The sequence below is a fragment of the Streptomyces sp. DT190 genome (assembly GCF_049846985.1).
Taxonomy (GTDB): domain Bacteria; phylum Actinomycetota; class Actinomycetes; order Streptomycetales; family Streptomycetaceae; genus Streptomyces.
This window is the reverse complement of the sequence record NZ_JBNCNM010000022.1, coordinates 48611-67404: the sequence shown is the minus strand read 5'-3', so window position 1 is coordinate 67404 and position 18794 is coordinate 48611. Positions and strand designations below refer to the sequence as shown.

Sequence of the window (18794 nt, the reverse complement as noted above, 5' to 3'; positions counted from 1 at the left end):
GTGCACGCGGCATGTCGCACGCGCCCGGTCAGCCGCCGGAGCGGGCGGCCAGCCGGCGCACCTGCCGGGTCCTGCGGACCATCGCGTACCCCTTGGTCAGGGCCCGGTCCCTGGCGAACGTACGCCCGATCGCACGGCCCTGGACCACCCGCTCGAACTCGTCGGGGGAGGTACTGCGGCGCACCGTCACCCGCCGCAGGGCGTACGGCCCCTGCGCCCGGCGCGCCAGGGCGTTGCCGACGGCGAGGGCCTGGGCGTACCCCGTCTCGCGCACCGCCTGCCTGACCCGGCGGCTGGAGTAGCCGTACGGGTAGGCGAACGACGCCGGGACGGTGCCCAGCTGGTCCGAGACGATTTCCTTGCAGTGGATCAGCTCGAACCGCAGGGTGGCGTCGGAGACCTGGTCGAGCTGCGGGTGGCTGTGGCTGTGCCCGCCGATCTCGACGCCCGCCGCGGCGAGGTCGCGGACCTGGTCCCAGTCGAGCATGGTGTCCAGGCCGCCCCCGGTGTCGTACGGCCCCCTCAGCCACCCGGTCGCGACGAACAGGGTGGCCGGGAAGCCGTGTTTGGCGAGGGCGGGCAGGGCGTGCCGGTGCACGCCCTCGTAGCCGTCGTCGAAGGTGATGAGGACCGGCCGGTCGGGCAGCGGGCGGCCGGTGCGCCAGCGGTCCGCGAGGCCGGCGGTGGTCATCGGCGTCAGGCCCCGGTCCGCGAGCACCGCCATCTGCTCGGCGAACGCCTCCGGGGTCACGGACAGGGCGCGGGTCGCCTCGTGCGGGTCGGTGGCGACCGCGTGGTACATGAGGATCGGGACGCGGGAGTCACGCACGGGCCGCCCCCTCCACGGCGGGCACCCGGAACGTGGTGCCGCCCCGGCGTGCCCGGACGCTGCCGACGACGTAACCACCCGCCGCCGTCAGCACCCCGGCCACGATCGCGCCCGCCCGCCCCGCGCCCCCGGGCCGGGCCAGCAGGGCGTCCCGCAGCCCCCGGGCCACCCCGGCCGGCAGGACCCGGGTGGCGTACCGGCGTTCGGACTCCAGTCCCTTGTCCGCGCCGACACTGCGGGCCACCAGGGCCTTGGACAGGCCCTCGGCGTAGGTGCGGGTGCGGAAGTAGCGGAAGTGCTCGCGGACCTCGGGCACCCGGTGGTGGATGACCGCCCGGTCGTCGATCAGCAGCACCGCGTCGGGCCGGGCGCGGCTGAGGCGGATGCACAGTTCCGTCTCCTCGCAGCCCAGCGGACGTTTGTCGCCGTCCCGGCCGATGCCGGTGGCGAAGCCGCCCGCCGCGTCGAAGGCGCTGCGCCGGAACGAGGCGTTGCCGCCCAGCACGTTGCGCACCCGGACGCGGCCGCGCGGCAGGCCCCGGTAGGTGCAGCCCACCACCCAGTCGAACTCCTCCGGGAACCAGTGCGGGCGCCGCCCCGACGCCCAGACCGGCACCGTGCGCCCGCCGACCGCCAGCACGCGCGGGTCGTCGTACGCCTCGGCGAAGTGCCGCAGCCAGTCGCGCTCGGCCACGGCGTCGTCGTCGAGGAACGCCACGATCTCGCCGCGCGCGGCGGCGATGCCGGTGTTGCGGCCGGCGGACAGGCCGCGGGGGCCCGCGTTGGCGAGCACCCGCACGTCGTCGACCTCCTTGTACTCCTTGCCGAGACGGTCGAGGAGCGCCTGGTTGTGGTCGATCACCAGCAGCGTCTCCAGCGCCGGCCGGGACTGCGCCCGCACCGAGGAGACCGCGGCGAGGATGTCCTCCCAGCGGTCCTCGGTGTAGGCGCAGATCACGACGGAGACGTCGGGACCGCTCAAGACACCTCTCCCCGGACGGCGTCGAGCATCGGCGACGGGGTGGAACGGCGGCGCAGCGCGCGGCGGTTGGAGCGCTCCCGCAGGATCACCTTCAGCACGCGCAGCCCGTCCCGCACGGCCCGCAGGTTGCTGGTGCCGTGGATGCGCAGGTACTCGTGGCTCGGGATCTCCTGCACCTTGAGACCGGCCTTGACCACCCGGATGTTCATCAGGGTCTCGACCTCGAAGCCGGTGCAGTCCAGGTCGATCTTGTCGAGGCAGTGCCGCCAGAAGGCGTTGTAGCCGTAGCACAGGTCGGTGTAGCGGGCGCCGAACTTGCGGTTGACGACCGCGCACAGCGCCCGGTTGCCCATCTTGCGGATGAAGGTCATGTCGTCGGTGCCGCCGCCGTTGGCGAAACGGGAGCCCTTGGCGAAGTCGGCGCCCGAGACCAGGGCGGAGACGTAGGAGAGGATTTCGCCGCCGTCGGCCGAGCCGTCCGCGTCGACCATCACGATGATGTCGCCGGTGCAGGCCTGGAAGCCGGTGATCAGGGCGTCGCCCTTGCCCTTGCCGCGCTGCCCGACCACCTTCACCTCGGGCCACAGCGCGCGGGCCACCTCGACGGTGTCGTCGGTGGAGTTGCCGTCGACCAGGACCACCTCGTGGATCCAGCCGGGCAGTGTCTTGAAGACGTACGGAAGGTTCTCCGCCTCGTTCATGGCCGGGATGACCACGCTCACCGGCGGGGCTATCGCCAGGTGCGAGGAGACGGGCCGGTACTTGGCAGCGGTCGGCGGATGCTCGTCCGTCACGGCCGGCTGCAGAACTGAACTCATGAGTCTGGTCCCTCTCGTCCGGTGGACCGCCCCCCCAGGGCAGTCCGGATCCAGTCCGGTTCGAAAGGGGGGTTCTCACCCGGGGGCACGCCGACATGGAGCTTCGGCACGCCGGGTGAGCTGGCAAAGCTGGCCGGCCCCGGAAAACGGCAGCCGACCGCGCGGCACGGCCCGGAGACCGGTGCGGTCACCGAGCACGGCACCCCCCTACCGCGCCCCGCGCCGGTACGTCGCGGTCCTTGAGCCCTCCCCTAGAGCCGCTTACTGACGGACCGATGCGGGTGAGATGTATGACGGTATTGACGATTGAACCCGTATGGCAAGACCTGGAACGGCCGCTCACGTTTTTGTTGGTTTGGTCGTTGCGTCAGGCGCTTTGTGGGGCGCAAGTTGACAGGTTCCCGCCCCATAAACGGCCGTTCCCCGGCAGGCGTGTCATGCCTGCCGGGGAACGATCGTTCAGGTGTTCGTGCTTACGGCGCGAGCTGCAGCAGCCGGTTCGGCGAACCCGAACCCGCGCTCGTGACCTTGCCGGTGACGGCGCCGCCCACCAGGGCCGAGGCGACCTGGGCCGGGGTGGAGGCGGTGTGGCCCGCCAGGTAGACCGCCGCCGCGCCCGCGACGTGCGGGGTCGCCATCGAGGTGCCGGAGATGGTGTTGGTGGCGGTGTCGCTGGTGTGCCAGCCGGCCGTGATGGACGAGCCGGGCGCGAAGATGTCCAGGGCCGAGCCGTAGTTGGAGTAGCTGGCCTTGGCGTCCGTGCTGGTGGTGGCGCCCACCGTGATCGCCTCGGCGACGCGGGCCGGGGAGGACGAGGAGGCGGTGGTGCTGCTGTTGCCCGCGGCGACGGCGTAGGTGACGCCGCTGGCTATGGAGTTGCGGACGGCCGTGTCGAGGCTGGTGGAGGCGCCACCGCCGAGCGACATGTTGGCGACCGAGGGGCCGGAGTGGTTCCGCGTCACCCAGTCGATGCCCGCGATCACGCCGGCCGTGGTGCCGGAGCCGCTGTTGTTCAGCACCCGCACGCCCACGATCCTCGCCTTCTTGGCGACGCCGTAGGTCGAGCCCGCGATCGTGGTGGCCACATGGGTGCCGTGGCCGTTGCCGTCGGAGGCGTTGGTGTCGCCGTCGACGGCGTCGTAGCCGTGCGCCGCACGGCCGCTGATCTGCTGGTGGGTGATGCGCACACCGGTGTCGATCACGTAGACCGTCACGCCGCTGCCCGCGCTGTCCGGGTAGGTGTAGGTGCCGGAGAGCGGGAGCGAAGGCTGGTCGATGCGGTCCAGGCCCCAGGGGGCGTTGGTCTGGGTGGCCGAGAGGGACACGCGCTGGTTCTGCTCGACGGAGGCCACGGCCGGGTCGGCGGCCAGTCGCCGGGCCTCGGCGGCGGAGAGCTCGGCGGAGTAGCCGTTCAGAGCCGTGCCGAACGTCTTCTCGACCGTGCCGCCGTACTCCTTGACGAGGCCCTTGCCCGCGGCCGAGGACGCCTTCAGCCCTGCGCTCTTCTTGAGCGTGACGATGTAGCTGTCCTTGATCGCGGCCGGGGAGTCCGCGGCGAGCACCCGGCCCTCGGCCGGGGCGGCCTGGGCGGGGAGGGCGGTGAGCCCGCCGACGAGGGCGGCGGTCGCCGACAGAGTGATGGCGGCCAGTCCGAGTCTCTTGCTACGCAGTTGTGCCATTACGAGGGGGTCCTCCTCTAGGCGGCGCGCGCCTGGGTGGGGCGCGCGTCATGTGGGGGAGTGCGCGTGCTCGCGCACACGGCCGGGGGAGCGTCGCGTTCCGCTCCCGGCCGAGGTAAAGCGTCGACCATCTACCGGGGGAGGACAAGGGAGTTGAACAGCCATCAACAAATCTGACATGAACACGCAACACGAGTGGCCGGATACGTGGCCACAGGCGCAGTGAACACGCCATGTGTCGTGAAAAGGGCCGAAAGACTTGGCATGGACACTTCCTGTCAACACGCGTAGCTGCTACGACGGTTGTGGCAGAGATCCTGCTAAAGGGAGGTTCCATGAGACGTTCCCGATTTGTCGTCCTCGTGAGCTCGCTCCTCCTCGCCGCCGGCACCGCCCTCACCGGGGCTGCCACGGCGCAGGCGTCCTCACCGGCCGCAACTGGCGGCTATGTGGCCCTCGGTGACTCCTATTCCTCCGGAGTCGGAGCCGGCAGCTACATCAGCTCCAGTGGCGACTGCAAGCGCAGCACGAAGGCCTATCCCTACCTCTGGGCCGCCGCCAACGCACCCTCGTCCTTCGATTTCACGGCCTGTTCCGGCGCCCGAACGGGTGATGTTCTGTCCGGACAGCTCGGCCCGCTCAGCTCCGCCACCACCCTCGTCTCCGTCAGCGTCGGCGGCAACGACGCCGGGTTCGCCGACGTCATGACGACCTGTGTGACCCAGTCCGACAGTGCCTGCCTGTCCCGCATCAACACCGCCCGCGCGTACGTCGACTCCACGCTGCCCGGCAAGCTCGACAGCGTGTACTCGGCGATCCGCTCCAAGGCGCCGAGCGCCCGGGTCGTCGTCCTCGGCTACCCCCGCTTCTACCAGCTCGGCACCACGTGCCTCGGTCTGTCCGAGGCCAAGCGCAAGGCCATCAACGACGCCTCCGACCACCTGAACACCGCCATCGGCAAGCGCGCCGCGAACCACGGCTTCGTCTTCGGCGACGTCCGCTCCACCTTCACCGGCCACGAGATCTGCTCCGGGGACTCGTGGCTGCACAGCGTCAACTGGCTCAGCATCGGCGAGTCCTACCACCCGAAGGCCCCCGGCCAGTCCGGTGGCTACCTGCCCGTGCTCAACGCCAACGACTGACCGCTCAGCCGGACCCGGACCCCTCGTCCGGGTCCTCCTGCGTGCCGGAGGGAGAGGAGGCCCCGCCCGTCGGGGTCTCCGTCTCACACGTGATCGAGAACGGCACCGACTCGGACGTCGTCCGCACCGGCTCCTGCACCTCGACGGCGATCTCGTTCTCGATCGTGCCGGACTCCGCCCGGGTCGTGACCGTCACCGCGTCCTGCTTCGCCCGGCCGCCGCCCTCCGGGAACGACAGCGTCTTCCACCCGCCTTCCAGCACCGAGCCGTCCCCCGTCACCCAGCGGTAGCGCACCTCGGCCGGCAGCCGCCCCACCGTGAGCGTCGCCGTGAACCTCGGCGCCTGCGCGCCCGGCGGCGGACACGGGCCCGCGTAGTCCGTGCGCGAGCCCTCCAGCGCGACCCGCACCGACTGCGGCGGCGGACTGCTCCGCTCGCTCTCGCTCTCGCTGGGCGTCGGGGACGGGGAAGGGCTGGACTTCCCGCTGCCCGTGTTGCGCGGCGGGTTCTTCGTCTCGGCGGGCGAACTCGCCCCCGCGCCCCGGTCGCCCTCCCCGTCGTCGCCCCCGCCGTTCAGCAGCGCGTACGTCAGCCCGCCCACCGCGAGCGCCAGCGCGACCACGCCCGCGACCAGCACCCGGCCCGCCCGCCGGTCGCGGTCCTGCCGGGTGGCCGTCGTCGCCGCACCGGAGCCGGACGCGGCCGGCCGCCCGGGGAAGGGCATCGGCGGAGTGGGGGAGGGCTCCGGGTGGGCCGCCACGGTCGGCGGGAACGGGACCGCCCGGACGGTGTCCGCGCGGGGTGTGCCGCCCGCGCCGATCACCCGCAGTTCCTGCTCGGCCCGCTCGGCCGGCAGCCGCTGCTCGGGATCCTTGCGCAACAGCCCCTCGATCACCGGGGCGAGCGGACCGGCCCGGTACGGCGGCGGCAGCTCCTCGTCCACGATCGCGCGCAGCGTGCTCAGCGGGGTGTCGTGGCGGAACGGGGAGTGGCCCTCCACCGCCGCGTACAGCAGCACACCGAGCGACCACAGGTCGGACTCGGGGCCCGGCGTGCGCCCCAGCGCCCGCTCCGGGGCGAGGAATTCGGGCGAGCCGATCACCTCCCCGGTCATGGTCAGCGCGGAGCTGCCCTCCACCATGGCGATACCGAAGTCGGTGAGCACGATCCGGCCGTCGTTGGCGATGAGCACGTTGGCCGGCTTCACGTCCCGGTGCAGCACCCCGGCCGCGTGCGCGGCCCGCAGCGCGGACAGCACCTCGGCGCCGATGTGCGCGGCCCGCTGCGGCGGGAGCGGGCCCTCGGCGTCCAGGACCTCGGCCAGGGACAGCCCCCGCACCAGCTCCATGACGACCCACGGCCGGCCCTCGTCCGTCGCCACGTCGTACACCGTGACCACGTTCCGGTTGGTGACCCGGGCCGCCGCCCACGCCTCCCGCTCCAGCCGCGCGTACATCCGCTGCACGTCGTCGCCCCCGAGACCGGCCGGGGCGCGCACCTCCTTGACGGCGACCTCGCGGTGCAGCAGCTCGTCGCGGGCGCGCCAGACCGTGCCCATGCCGCCCTCACCGAGCGGTGCCAGCAGCCGGTAGCGGCCCGCGATCACCCGCTCATGGCCCGGTTCTTCGGACACGGCGCCCCCATTCGCTGCCGGGCGGAATCTCCCTGGGGTCCGTCTTCCCCAGAACGTCGGATCTCCTCACGAACGTAACTCAGCCCAGTGCGGATGCCGCCCCCTTGAACACGAGTCCTGCCCCGAGAACGACCACGGCGAAGGCCGAGCCGAGCGGGGCGGTCCGGCGCACCAGGGCCGCCGCCGGACCCGCCGTCCAGCGGGGGCGCCGGTCCAGCAGCCGGGTCATGCCGCTGCCGGCCTTGACGACGGCGTACCCGGCGGCGGTGAGGGTCAGGGCCAGGCCCACGCCGTAGGCCACGACGAGCAGCAGGCCGAACCAGGCCTGCCCGAGCGCGGCGGCGCCGACCAGCACGACCACGGCCGAGGGGCTGGGCACGAGCCCGCCCGCGAAGCCCATGAGGATCGTGCCGCGCAGGGTGGGGGCGACGGGGTGGCTGTGGGTGAACCCGCCGTGGGTGTGCTCGACCGTGTGGGGGTGGGAGTGGGGGTGGGTGTGGTCGTGCGGGTGGGTGTGGTCGTGGCCGTGGCCGTGGCCGTGGCCGTGGCCGTGGTGATGGTGGCTGCTGTGGTCGTGGTCGTGGTCGTGGTCGTGGTCAGGGTCGTGGTGCCCGTCGGGCCCGTGCTCGTGCCCATGCTGGTGCCCCTGCTCGGGGGCGTGCGTGTGGGGGTGAGCGCGGTTGCGCAGGGCGCGGCGGAGCAGGCTCGCGCCCGCCAGGGTGACCAGGATGCCGCTGGCCACGCCGAGCCAGGCGATCACCGACGGGGCGGCGGCCGAACCGGCCGTGACGAGCAGGCCGAGGGCGACCACGCCGAGCGTGTGGGTGACCGTCACCGAGGCGGCCATCGGCAGGACGTCCTTCATCCGGGCCCGGCCGCCCCGGGCCGCCGCCGTCGCGGCCATGATGGTCTTGCCGTGGCCCGGGGCGAGGGCGTGCATCGCACCCAGCACCACGGCGATGGCGAGGGCCAGGGCGGCGAAGCCCGGCGTGAGGTCGTGCCGGGCGACCAGCTCGTCCAGGGCGCGTGTGAAGCGGTCGGCGCCGCGCGGCAGCACCGAGGCGGCCGGAGCATCGGACTCCGCACCTGCCAGGGCCGGGCCGCCGGGGCGGATCCGCAGCGCGGCGGTGGCGGTGTCGGCCGGGGAGGACAGCAACTCCTCCGGGTAGCGGGTCAGTTCGTGGGACACGGAGGTCCTCGGCACGTCCGACGCGGTGAGCGTCATACGGTCGCCGCGGGCGGTGATCTCCCGCCAGCCCGGCCCGGACGAGGCGCCCGCGCCGCGGAAGCCGAGCGACACGGACTCCCGGTCCGGGGGGAGGGGAGCGGTCAGCGCGCACTCCAGGCGCAGCGTGTCGAGTCCCGCCTGCCCGGGCCGCACGCGCGCGCGGCTGCGCTCGGCGGTCAGGGGAACCGCGCGGCCGTCGACGGTGACGCGGCTGTCCCCGGTGGCCGCGGCGCACCGCTCCCGGGCCCACATCGCCATGCCGAGGCGCTCGATCTCCGGCTTCGCCTGGGTCGCCGGGATCTCCGCGAGGTCCTCGACGTGCCGGACGCGCAGTTCACCGGGCGCGGCGACCAGGCCGTCGTAGCGGTTGACGGTGAAGTTGCCCAGCGGGTGGGCGCTCGCCGTGGCGGCGGGCAGCAGGGTGAGCGCGCAGGCGGCCGTCAGGGCGGCGGCGACGGACGCGAACAGCCGGCGCACGGTCACCGGTTCCCCTCCAGGTCGTCGAGTGCGGTGCGGGCCTCGCGCGCGCCGAGGGGCGAGAAGCCGGGGTTCAGGTCGAGCGCGGCCTTCAGGTGCGCGCGGGCCGCGCGTTCGTTGCCGGTGGCGCGTTCGATGATCCCGCGGTGGTACAGGAAGGCCGCGTTGCGGTAGCCGGTGGCGGTGGCCCGGCGGGCGTACGGCAGGGCCTCCTCGTCCCGGCCGTTGACGTGCAGGGCCCAGGCGAGGGCGTCGGCGGTGTGCACGCTGCGGCGGCGGTCCCACTCGGCGCGTGCGGCGCGCAGGGCCGCCTTCCGGTCGCCGTGGTCGGCGGCGGCCAGGGCCGCGTCGAGGTCGGCGTTGACACCGCCCGCCCGGGCGAGGGACGTCCAGGCGTCCACGAGGGCGTACTGGTCGCCGGCCCTGGCCCGGTCCCCGTCGCCGCCGCGGTCCTCGTACAGCTCGCCGAGCGCGACGAGCGGGCCGGGCAGCGGGGCGCGCGCGACCACCTGCTCCAGTCCTCGTACGGCGGCCGCCCGGTCGCCCCGCGCGGCTTGGGCGCGGGCCCGGCCCTCCAGGGCGGGGAGGTACTCGTCGTCGGCGGCGAGGGCGCGGGCGTAGTGGCCGAGGGCCGACTCGTACGCGCCCTGGTTCCAGTCCAGCTGGCCGAGTGCGGTGGCCACGTACGCGACGTCGGCGGGGGCGCTCGCGGCGTCCAGGGCGCGCCGGAGCACCTCGCGGGCCGTGCGGACGTCGCCGCGCAGCTCGTGCACGTACGCGTACCGCGTGAAGACCGGCACACCGGGGCGCCGGTCGTCGGCGTCCCGGGCGGCGTCGGCGGCGTCGTCGTACCGGCCGAGTTCGACGAGCGCGTCGATTCGGGTGCACAGGGCGCGTTCGTTGTAGGGGTTCTGCTCCAGGGCCCGGTCCGCGTGGGCCAGGGCGCCGGGGAAGTCGTGCCGGGCCGCGGCCAGGGCGGCCCGGCCGGCGAGGGCCTGGTCGTTGCCGGGCGAGAGGGCGAGGGAGCGCCGCAGCGCGCGTTCGGCCTGCGGGTAGCGCGAGGGGTCGCCCTTGGTGCGGGCCTGCTCGACGTAGGCGACGCCGAGGGTGGCCCAGCCGACGAAGTCCCGGGGCTGGGCCCGCAGATGGCGCTGCAGGGACGCGATGCCCGAGTCGAGGTCGCCCCGGGCGAGATCGCCGGGCGACAGGGCCCCGGCGGCGGAGACGGCGGCGACCCCGCCGTCCTCGTCCCCCGCGCCGCCGAAGGCCACGGCCCCGCCGGTGAGCGCGACGGCCAGCAGCGCGGCGCAGCCGGCCAGGTGGGCCGCCCGCCAGCGCCGCCCGCGCTCGGCGGCCCGCCGCAGCACGGCCACCCGCCGGCCGGCGTCGGCGCCGTCGCCGGGGCTTTCGATGTCGCCGGTGCTGCCGGTCCTGTCGGGGCTGCCGGGGCTGCCGGTGCCGCCGGTCCTGTCGGGGCCGCTGCCGGAGCTGCCGGTGCTGCCGGTGCTGCCGGTGCTGTCGGTGCCGTCCGTGCCGTCCGTGCCGTCGGTGCAGGGTGCCGTCGCCCTCCCCGCGTCCGCATCCGACGTCCCGTCAGCGGCGTCCCCGGCCCGTTCCGCAGACCCCGTGCCGCCCAGGCCCCGTCCGCCGGTCCCGGTGTCCGGGTCCGGCGACGGCGGCCGGTCGTCGCGCCTGCCGGGTGTGCTGTCGGTCGTACGCGGAGGCATGACCTCTCCTCGGTCGGAAGTGCGGGTGGGATGCGGGGAGGGGGAGGCGCGGCCCGTGCCGCGGGGGAAGTGGGGAAACGGGGAACGGGCCGCGCCGGTCGTCGGCGGAGCGGGTCAGTACGCCCGGTTCCGCATCCGGCGCCACCACATCAGGGCCGCGCCGATCAGGACGATGCCGCCCGCGCCCGCACCGGCGGACGCGGCGATCAGGCGCATGTCGTCCGAGCCCTGCGCACCGGCCGGCTGCAGCGCGTCGCCCAGCTGGCTGCGGACGTCGTTGCCGCCGTCCACGCCCTTGGCGAGCGGGCCGCGCGAACCCTCCGTGGGGAGCGCGACGTACGGGAAGGACTTCTCGAACTCCTTGTCGTTCTTGTCGACCGCGTCGCCCAGGTCGTTCTTCGCGCCCAGCAGCTCGCCCTCGACGACCTGGAGCGAGGCGTCGATCACGTCGTCGGTGAGGCGGCGGCCGTTCGGGAAGCCCGCGTTGTCACCGTCCAGGACACCCAGCCGCTTGGGCTCGGCGGCCGGCTTGATGGACGTGTTGAGCCGCAGCTGCTCCGACGGCGTCACGTGCGGCGGCTGGTTGAGGTCCTTGACGCCCTTGAGGAAGACGTCGACCAGGTCGTTGCGCGGCTCGTCCGGGGCCGGGATCTTGTAGATGGCCTCGATGAGCTTCGGCAGCTCCGGGTTGGTGACGTTCTTCAGGAACTGGGCGTCGTCGCGCGGCGCGGACGCGTTGAACGTGTCCTTGTCCTTCAGCGGGTTGACGACCTCGTTGACCAGCGGGTTGCCCAGGCGCGAGACCTGCGAGAAGTAGCCGCGCGCGTTCTTGCGCTGCGTGGTGGACCAGATGCCGACGACCGGCTGGTCGTGCGATGTGGTGAGGAAGCTGTTGGGGACCTGCAGGGCTATGGAATTGACGTTGTAGCCCTTGAGGGTGTCGTTGCCGACCTCGGAGAGGTTCCCGCCGTACAGCAGGTCGAAGACGCGCAGGTCCAGGAAGAACGGGTCGTCGGCCTGACCGGCGAACGTCTGGGCGCCGCCGGCGAGCTTGTGCACCGCCTGCTTGCGCAGGGCGGCGTAGTCGGGCATCGACGCCTTGCCGACGTTCGACGGCGCCACCGGCACGTCGTCGGCGACCTTGGTCTTCGACACCGCCTTCAGGTGGCGCAGCTTGATCAGTTCGAGGTCGTACGTCTGCGTGATGTTGAGATCCGGGTCGTCGAGGCTCTCGACGGGGCCGGTGTTGTAGAGGAACGTCTTGTCGTTCTTGGTGTGCGTCTTGAAGGTGTAGCGGAACAGCAGGTCTTCCTGCGCGTCCCCGTCGCTGTCGATGCGCAGGTCGTACTGCGCGTCCTCGGCGAAGGTGAAGAAGTTGGGGCCGCCGGCCGGTTCCTCGAAGGGGATCCAGTTGGCGACGATGGTCGTCGTGTCCGGCTTGTCCGGGCTGACGAAAGCGTACACGTCCGTGTTGTCGTACTGCGGGGTCCCCGAGATCAGCGGGGCCTCCCGGTGACTGGAGGCGGAGGCCGCCTCAGGTTCCAGCGCGGTCACGCCGGCGGCCGCGAGCCCGCCGGCGGCCAGCGCACCGCAGATCGCGGTCGCGATGCTCCTGCGTCCCGCACCGGTCCTGGAGATAGGTGTCATGCCGTCCGTCCTCCGTGCCAACTTGCCTGACACACACCCTTCGGAGCGGTCGGCGAAGCGGATTGGTCGAATCTCAAACGTTCTTACGGCGCGTCTGAAAAGTTGTTTCATCGCCGGCGACCCGCGTTTTCGGCGCGCTGATCCGTAACCCCATCCGGAGGTGTGTGCGTTGCGAATGCCTCGAGTGAGGGGACAGGCCCGGTGCGGCCTCGGAGAGGGGGACCGAGTGGAGGCGGACGAACTGCTGCTGCTCGTGGCGAGCGGGGATCAGAGGGCGTTCGATGATTTGTACGGACTGGTGTCCGGCCCGGTGTTCGGGCTCGTACGGCGTGTGGTGCGCGACCCCGCCCAGTCGGAGGAGGTGGCTCAGGAGGTGCTGCTCGAACTGTGGCGGTCCGCCGCGAAGTTCGACCCGGGGCGCGGCAGCGCCATGTCCTGGGTCCTCACCCTGGCGCATCGCCGGGCCGTCGACCGGGTGCGCAGCGCCCGCGCGGCCGGGGAGCGCGAGCAGCGCGAGGCACTGCGCTCCGGCCAGCCGGCCTTCGACCACGTCACCGAGGAGGTCGAGGCGGGCCTGGAACGCGAGTGGGTGCGCCGCTGCCTGGACCGGCTCACGGTCCTGCAGCGCCAGTCCGTCACCCTCGCCTACTACGAGGGCTACACCTACCGTGAGGTGGCCGAGCAGCTCTCCCTGCCGCTCGGCACGGTCAAGACGCGGATGCGCGACGGGCTGACCCGGATGCGCGAGTGCCTGGGAGGCGCGGCATGAGCCTGTTCCGCCGCGAGGACCTGCACTCGCTCGCCGCGCCCTACGCCCTGGACGCTCTCGAACCTCCCGAGCGGATCCGCTTCGAGAAGCACCTCAAGGACTGCGAGCGCTGCGCCGCCGAGGTGCGCGCCCTGTCCGAGGACGCCGTCCGGCTCGCCTGGTCCACCGCCGCCCCGGCCCCGGCCGCGCTGCGCGACCGGGTGATGGCGGCCGTCCGGACGACCCCGCAGGACCCGCCGCCGCAGGAGACGCGCGAGACGGCCCGCGCACGGGCACCGCAGCTGCCGCCGCACGTGTGGGGCGCCCAGCCGCCGCCCCGGCAGCGCGCCCGGCGCCGGATCCCGCTGTTCGTGCCCTTCGCCACGGCCACGGCCGCCGCCGCCCTCGTCGTCGCCTCGCTGTTCGCCGTGCAGGCCGACCGGACCCGCGACGAACTGGCCGCCGAGCGCGACCGGGCACGTGAGATCGCCCACGTTCTCGCTGCTCCGGACGCCCGTACGAGCAGCGGCCGGGACGGCCGGGGCCGCACCATCGGAGTGATCGCTTCCGCCACGGAGGGGAGCGCGGTGGTCACCCTCGGCGGATACGGCGCCCCGGCGGGCGGCCGAGTACACCAGTTGTGGCTCATGCGCCCGGGCGCGCAACCACGCTCCCTGGGCCTCTTCGAGGGCGACACGCCGCTGGTCGCGACGGGTCTGGGCACCTCGGCGACGTCACTGGCGGTGACCGTCGAGCCCGCGGGCGGATCGCCGCAGCCCACTACGCAGCCGATCGTCCAACTCGCCCTGAAATCTGTCGGATTCGGAGAGTGACCGGGGATACATCGTCAACCCCCTTATGGGGAAGGTGAATCCTGTGACCGCGATACACGTGTGCCCGGACGGGGCGATAGGGTTAACCTGCCCGGGCCGGGTGGACTCGTACGGGTGGGGAGTGACATGGAACAGATAACAGTGCGCAGCAGGGCCAGGGTCCCTGCGATCACCTGCGGGAGCAGCGCGACCAGTTCGCGCCTCGACCGCCACCTCTCGGTGCTGGGCGGCCCCGCCGTCCCCCAGCGGGAGACGGTCGAGGCGACCTCGCTGATGCGTGAACTGACCGCGCGTCAGCCGCACGACCGCAGTGGCAGGGGCGCGCGCGTGCGTCGCGTCTCGCTCTTCGCGCCGCTGCGCCGGCTGCGCCGTTCGCTCTTCGGCAGCAGGTAGGGGCCGAGCGCGGTACGCCCCCTGTCGGTGTCCCGACCCCGCCCGGCAGTGACCGGGGGCTTCCGCGCGGTTCCGGTGCCCGAACCGACCGCCCGTCGCTCGCCGTGCGCGTACCGACGCACGGCCAGGGCCACGATCACCCCCAGCAGTACGGCGCACCACAGCAGTGCCCCGGTGACCGGGAGGGCCACCGGCCAGACCGCCCCGTCGGGCACCCGGCCGAGTTCACCGCCCGCGTCCTCACTCCGGGTGAGCGGGCCGGGGTGGATCCCGGCCCAGGCGCACGCGCGGCGGAACGACAGGGACAGCCCGACGGCCCCGGCCCGTCCGCGGACCAGCCCCGCTCGGTGCGCCCTCCTCCTTGCTGGAGCGGCGCCAGTCGCACCTCACTAGAGCAGCGCCAGCTGCCCCTCGGGGCCTTCCTCCGGGCCGGCCAGGACGGAGGCGGGGCGGCGGGCCGTCGCGGGCACCGGGAGTACGCCCGCCGTGCGCAGGTGCGCCACCGTGACCGGGTCGGGGACCTCCGGCTCCTCCGGTGTCCGCACGTCCGCCAGGAGGGCCAGGACCGTGATCAGCTCCAGGAGTTCCGAGGTCCAGGCCTGCGGCCAGGTCGCGGGGCGGATCGCCGCCAGCGTGCCCGGCTCGGCGGGGGCGACACGGGCCGCGAACCACTGCTCCAGGACGCGCACGCCGCCCACCTCGTGGTCCCACGCCTCGGGCGGCACCGGGGAGATGCGGCCCTCGTCCAGCAGCAGGGCCTCTTCGTCCCGGTCGTAGCGCAGGGCGACGGGCCGGGCGGGCAGCGGGGCGCGGACGTAGGGGCGGCGGCCGCCGGGGAGCTTCGGGCGCTCGCCGTCGCGGCGCATCAGCCACAGCAGCCGGTGGCCGTGCTCCACACCCCGCTGCCACGCCCCGGCGTCCCCGGTGAGCGGGACGGTGAGGTCCGGGCGGGCCCTCGCGGTGATCCAGGCCAGGACGTCGAGCGGTGCCGGGACGCCGCCCAGGCGAGTGCCCAGGTGCTCCAGGAGACCCGGGGCCAGATTGGGCTCCAGCCCGCCGGGGCGCCGGAACAGCGGGCGGACGCGGCCGGGGCGGACCAGAGGGAGCAGCGAGGTGGCCAGGAGGGCTTCCGGCGCCTCCACCAGGAAGACCTGACGCTCGTCCGCCACCCGCCACAACTCCGGGCGGGCCGCGTCGATCAGCCGCTGGTCGGGGATGAGCCACTGCTCGTCGAAGGGCGCGGACAGCACCCGCACCGGCTCCGGGCACGGCCCCGAGGCGCGGGCCAGCTTCTGGGTGCCGCTGTCCGCCCGGCCGGGCAGCTGGCCGACCGCGGTGTGCAGCGTGCGCGAGCGGCTCGGCTCGAACAGGGCCTCGCGGTCGGGTCCCTCGGCCTTCACCAGGGCGTCCCAGCGGGCCTTCAGGGACGCCGCGTCGGGTCCCGCCGGCCAGCCCCGGCCGAGCCGCGGCGGTGCGACGGACCACGGCATGAGGTCCGCCAGCAGCGGAGCGTCGTCGTGCGTCACGCCCCGCATCGTACGACGTGTCCCGGACTGCCCAGGGGCGTGGGGAACGGCGTGAGGGGACCCCGCCGGCGCGCTGCGCTCACGTCGCCTCCAGGGTCACCGTGAACGAGAAACGGTCGCCGCGGTAGTGGATGACGGCCACGTCCAGGGGGCGCCCCTCGGCGTCGTAGGTGACGCCCGTGTAGTGCAGGATCGGGCTCAGCAGGGGGACCTCCAGCAGCCGGGCCGTCTCCGGGTCGGCCAGCCGCGCCTCCACCGTGTCCGTGATGCGGCTGATGTCCACGCCCACCACGTCCCGCAGCACCTTGGTCATCGGCCACCGCACCAGATCGTCCAGGTCGATCCGCGCGGCCACTTCGGGACGCACGTAGTTGCGGGCGTGGTTGGTCGGTTCGCCGGTCTTCTCGTCGCTGCGCAGCCGGTGGTACGTGGCGACCTGCGCCAGGTCCGGGAAGAACTCGGCGAGTTCACCCGGCACGGGCGCCGTGCCGTGGTCCAGCAGCCGGGTCGTCATGCCGGACTGCTGGGCCACGATCGCGTCCACCGAGCCGAGCAGCCGCACCGGCGCACCCCGCAGCGCGTCCGGCTCGATGAACGTGCCCCGGCGCCGGTGGCGCGAGATCAGCCCTTCGTCCTCCAGCTCCTTCAGGGCCTGCCGCATGGTCAGCACGCTCACGCCGTAGTGCCCGGCCAGCTGCTCCTCGGTGGGCAGGCGCAGCGGGTCCCGGGGCGAGCGGCCGAGGATCGAGGCGCGCAGCGACTGCGACACCTGGTACCAGAGCGGCAGCTTGCGGTTCAGGACGATCGAGTCCGGGGCGAAGGAGGTCACGGGCCATCCGTACCGTCAGGAAATGATCAGTGCAAGGGGCGGAAGTGCCGCTGCAGGCCCTGCCACACGTCGTCGTAGCGTTCCTGCAGGTGCTCGGCCCGGGCCGCGTGCGGGGTGAGGGTCACCGGCCAGCGGGTCTCGAACATGAAGGCCAGGCCGTCGTCGATCTTGTGCGGCTTCAGCTCGGCGGCGCTCGCCCGGTCGAAGGTCTCCCGGTCGGGGCCGTGCGCCGACATCATGTTGTGCAGCGAGCCGCCGCCCGGCACGAAGCCCTCGGCCTTGGCGTCGTAGGCGCCCTCGATCAGGCCCATGTACTCGCTCATCACGTTCCGGTGGAAGTACGGCGGCCGGAAGGTGTCCTCGCCCACCAGCCAGCGCGGCGCGAACACCACGAAGTCGACACCGGCCAGGCCCGGGGTGTCCGAGGGGGAGGTCAGCACGGTGAAGATCGACGGGTCCGGGTGGTCGTAGGTGATGCTGCCGATCACGTTGAACCGGCGCAGGTCGTAGACGTACGGCACGTGGTTGCCGTGCCAGGCGACGACGTCGAGGGGAGAGTGGTCGTAGGTGGCGGTCCACAGGTTGCCGCAGAACTTGTTCACCACCTCCACCGGGCCCTCGACGTCCTCGTAGGCGGCGACCGGTGCCCGGAAGTCCCGCGGGTTGGCGAGGCCGTTGGCGCCGATCGGGCCCAGGTCGGGGAGGCGGAAGGGCGCGCCGTAGTTCTCGCACACATAGCCGCGGGCGGACCCGTCGAGCAGTTCCACACGGAAGCGGACACCACGGGGGATCAGCGCCATGTGTCCCGGCTCCACATGGAGCAGACCGAACTCCGTACGCAGCAGCAGTCCGCCGCGCTCCGGGACGATCAGCAGCTCGCCGTCGGCGTCGCTGAACACCCGCTCCATGGAGGCGTTGGCGGTGTAGAGGTGGATGGCGATGCCGGTGCGCTGGGTGGCGTCCCCGTTGCCTCCGAGGGTCCACAGGCCCGCGAGGAAGTCCGTCTCGGGCGCCGGGTCGGGCAAAGGGTTCCAGCGCAGGCGGTTGGGGTCGGGCACGGTCTGGGTGAAGGGGGCGGTGCGCAGTGTGCCGTTGTGGGTGCGGGTGAACGCCGGGTGTGCGGCCGAGGGGCGGATCCGGTACAGCCACGAGCGGCGGTTGTGGGCCCGCGGTTCGGTGAAGGCCGTGCCGCTCAGCTGCTCCGCGTACAGCCCCAGCGGGGCCCGCTGGGGCGAGTTGCGGCCCTCGGGCAGCGCGCCCGGGACGGCCTCGGAGCTGTGCTCGTTGCCGAAGCCGGAGAGATAGGTGAGCCCTTCGGCGGTCTTCCGCGCTTCCCCCGGCTCGGACCCGCTCGTGCGGGAGGTACCCCCATCGCCCATGTCCACTGCTCCCTTGCGTTCGATTCCTATGTATCACCGTAGGATTGCGGTTACCCCGGCGCAAGAGGGACGCGGCCCTCCTCTCGTGGGATGACCGGAACCCGACTTGAGGACGATCCGCCGGGCCGGACGTGTGTTCTAGGCTCCCCGGCATGTCGTGGACACGCGGACCTGTCGCCGTGCTCGCGGCCTGTGTCCTGTCTCTGGCCGGAACCGCGGGCTGCGGCTCCGGCGACGCCCCGGGCGGCGAGGCGTCGCCCTCACCCGTGGGCAGTCTCCTGGAGGACCGGGACAAGGACGGGCGGCCCTACCGCGAGGTCGGGCGCGAGGGCGCCCCCGACGTCGGCGTCGAGGTGCAGCCCGACGCGGGCGGCGGCTGGAACGTGCGCCTGACCGTACGCGGCTTCCGCTTCTCGCCGCCCGGGTCGCCGGCGCGGGCGGTCGCCGGGCGCGGCCTGGCCCACCTCTACGTCGACGGCCGCCTCGTCGCCCGGCTGCGCACCCCCGAGTACCGGCTGCCGGCCCGTCTCGTGCCGCCCGGCACCCACCAGGTCACGGCCCGCCTCTACGCCGACGACGGCTCGGTGTGGGCCGTGGACGGCGAACCGGTGGAGACCACGGCCGACGTCACGGCGTCCCGTCCCGGCCCGGACGCGAGCCCGGCCGCGGCCGACCGGCGCTGGGCGCGTGCGCGGGCCGTGGATCCGCGCTGGGCGGGGGGCGCCGGGAGGGCGGAGGCCGCGCCGCGGGCGGCCCGGCTGCCGTCCGCGACGGCGAAGCCGGCGGACGCGCGGCGGTCGGCGGGGCGCGGTGAGGGTGCGGGTGTGGCGGGGGTCCAGCGGCTGGCTGGTGTGGGTGGGGATCTGGCGCGGGCCCCGCAGCGGGCGGGCGAGGGTGCGGGTGTGGCGGGGGTCCAGCCGCAAG

At 73.6% G+C, this 18794-nt stretch carries 16 protein-coding genes; 5 read left to right on the top strand and 11 right to left on the bottom strand.

Features of this window, described 5'->3' with window-relative positions; genetic code table 11:
• Window positions 1-28 precede the first annotated feature (28 nt).
• From ACPXCS_RS30810 to ACPXCS_RS30795, 4 genes are all read right to left on the bottom strand, one after another.
• Entirely contained in the window at window positions 29-802 is a 774-nt protein-coding gene (locus ACPXCS_RS30810) for a polysaccharide deacetylase family protein (protein WP_425951700.1), read from the bottom strand.
• Window positions 803-821: 19 nt separating this feature from the next.
• Window positions 822-1811, bottom strand: coding sequence for a glycosyltransferase family 2 protein (locus ACPXCS_RS30805; protein WP_425951642.1), 990 nt, complete (start codon window positions 1809-1811; stop codon window positions 822-824).
• Window positions 1808-2629: a glycosyltransferase family 2 protein gene (locus ACPXCS_RS30800; protein ID WP_425951641.1), complete on the bottom strand. Its 822-nt coding sequence runs from the start codon at window positions 2627-2629 to the stop codon at window positions 1808-1810. The genes ACPXCS_RS30805 and ACPXCS_RS30800 overlap by 4 nt, the downstream gene beginning before the upstream one ends.
• Before the next feature lie 473 nt (window positions 2630-3102).
• On the bottom strand, window positions 3103-4308 hold the full coding sequence (locus tag ACPXCS_RS30795) for a S8 family peptidase (RefSeq protein ID WP_425951640.1): 1206 nt from the start codon (window positions 4306-4308) through the stop codon (window positions 3103-3105).
• Between the two features lie 335 nt (window positions 4309-4643).
• Between ACPXCS_RS30795 and ACPXCS_RS30790 the strand changes: the two genes are divergently transcribed.
• Window positions 4644-5450 (top strand): SGNH/GDSL hydrolase family protein, encoded by an 807-nt coding sequence (locus ACPXCS_RS30790; protein WP_425951639.1) that lies wholly within the window; start codon window positions 4644-4646, stop codon window positions 5448-5450.
• Between the two features lie 4 nt (window positions 5451-5454).
• Here ACPXCS_RS30790 and ACPXCS_RS30785 read toward each other — a convergent pair whose 3' ends face one another.
• From ACPXCS_RS30785 to ACPXCS_RS30770, 4 genes are all read right to left on the bottom strand, one after another.
• Entirely contained in the window at window positions 5455-7083 is a 1629-nt protein-coding gene (locus ACPXCS_RS30785) for a serine/threonine-protein kinase (RefSeq protein ID WP_425951638.1), read from the bottom strand.
• A gap of 79 nt (window positions 7084-7162) precedes the next feature.
• The gene (locus ACPXCS_RS30780; protein ID WP_425951637.1) at window positions 7163-8794 is read right to left on the bottom strand and encodes a nickel transporter; all 1632 of its coding nucleotides are present in this window, start codon (window positions 8792-8794) and stop codon (window positions 7163-7165) included.
• Window positions 8791-10515 carry a tetratricopeptide repeat protein gene (locus ACPXCS_RS30775; RefSeq protein WP_425951636.1) on the bottom strand — a complete coding sequence of 575 codons (1725 nt, stop codon included), beginning with the start codon at window positions 10513-10515 and terminating at the stop codon, window positions 8791-8793. Before ACPXCS_RS30775 ends, ACPXCS_RS30780 begins: the two co-directional genes overlap by 4 nt.
• 114 nt (window positions 10516-10629) lie before the next feature.
• On the bottom strand, window positions 10630-12162 hold the full coding sequence (locus ACPXCS_RS30770) for a DUF4331 domain-containing protein (RefSeq protein ID WP_425951635.1): 1533 nt from the start codon (window positions 12160-12162) through the stop codon (window positions 10630-10632).
• 226 nt (window positions 12163-12388) lie between these two features.
• On the opposite strand from ACPXCS_RS30770, the gene ACPXCS_RS30765 reads away from it, so the two are divergent.
• The 3 genes from ACPXCS_RS30765 to ACPXCS_RS30755 all read left to right on the top strand — a co-directional run bounded on the left by ACPXCS_RS30765 (window position 12389) and on the right by ACPXCS_RS30755 (window position 14136).
• Entirely contained in the window at window positions 12389-12931 is a 543-nt protein-coding gene (locus ACPXCS_RS30765) for a sigma-70 family RNA polymerase sigma factor (RefSeq protein WP_425951634.1), read from the top strand.
• Entirely contained in the window at window positions 12928-13743 is an 816-nt protein-coding gene (locus ACPXCS_RS30760) for an anti-sigma factor (protein WP_425951633.1), read from the top strand. Before ACPXCS_RS30765 ends, ACPXCS_RS30760 begins: the two co-directional genes overlap by 4 nt.
• A 126-nt stretch (window positions 13744-13869) precedes the next feature.
• Window positions 13870-14136: a hypothetical protein gene (locus ACPXCS_RS30755; protein WP_033312817.1), complete on the top strand. Its 267-nt coding sequence runs from the start codon at window positions 13870-13872 to the stop codon at window positions 14134-14136.
• 389 nt (window positions 14137-14525) lie between these two features.
• Here the strand turns inward: ACPXCS_RS30755 and ACPXCS_RS30750 are convergent, their stop codons facing one another.
• The 3 genes from ACPXCS_RS30750 to hmgA form a co-directional block, all read right to left on the bottom strand.
• Window positions 14526-15671: a type ISP restriction/modification enzyme gene (locus tag ACPXCS_RS30750; RefSeq protein WP_425951632.1), complete on the bottom strand. Its 1146-nt coding sequence runs from the start codon at window positions 15669-15671 to the stop codon at window positions 14526-14528.
• A gap of 70 nt (window positions 15672-15741) precedes the next feature.
• Window positions 15742-16491 (bottom strand): GntR family transcriptional regulator, encoded by a 750-nt coding sequence (locus tag ACPXCS_RS30745; RefSeq protein ID WP_425951631.1) that lies wholly within the window; start codon window positions 16489-16491, stop codon window positions 15742-15744.
• Between the two features lie 26 nt (window positions 16492-16517).
• Entirely contained in the window at window positions 16518-17870 is a 1353-nt protein-coding gene (gene hmgA / locus ACPXCS_RS30740) for a homogentisate 1,2-dioxygenase (protein WP_425951630.1), read from the bottom strand.
• Window positions 17871-18022: 152 nt separating this feature from the next.
• Between hmgA and ACPXCS_RS30735 the strand changes: the two genes are divergently transcribed.
• A partial coding sequence (locus tag ACPXCS_RS30735; RefSeq protein WP_425971063.1) for a hypothetical protein occupies window positions 18023-18794 on the top strand: 772 nt, incomplete at its 3' end.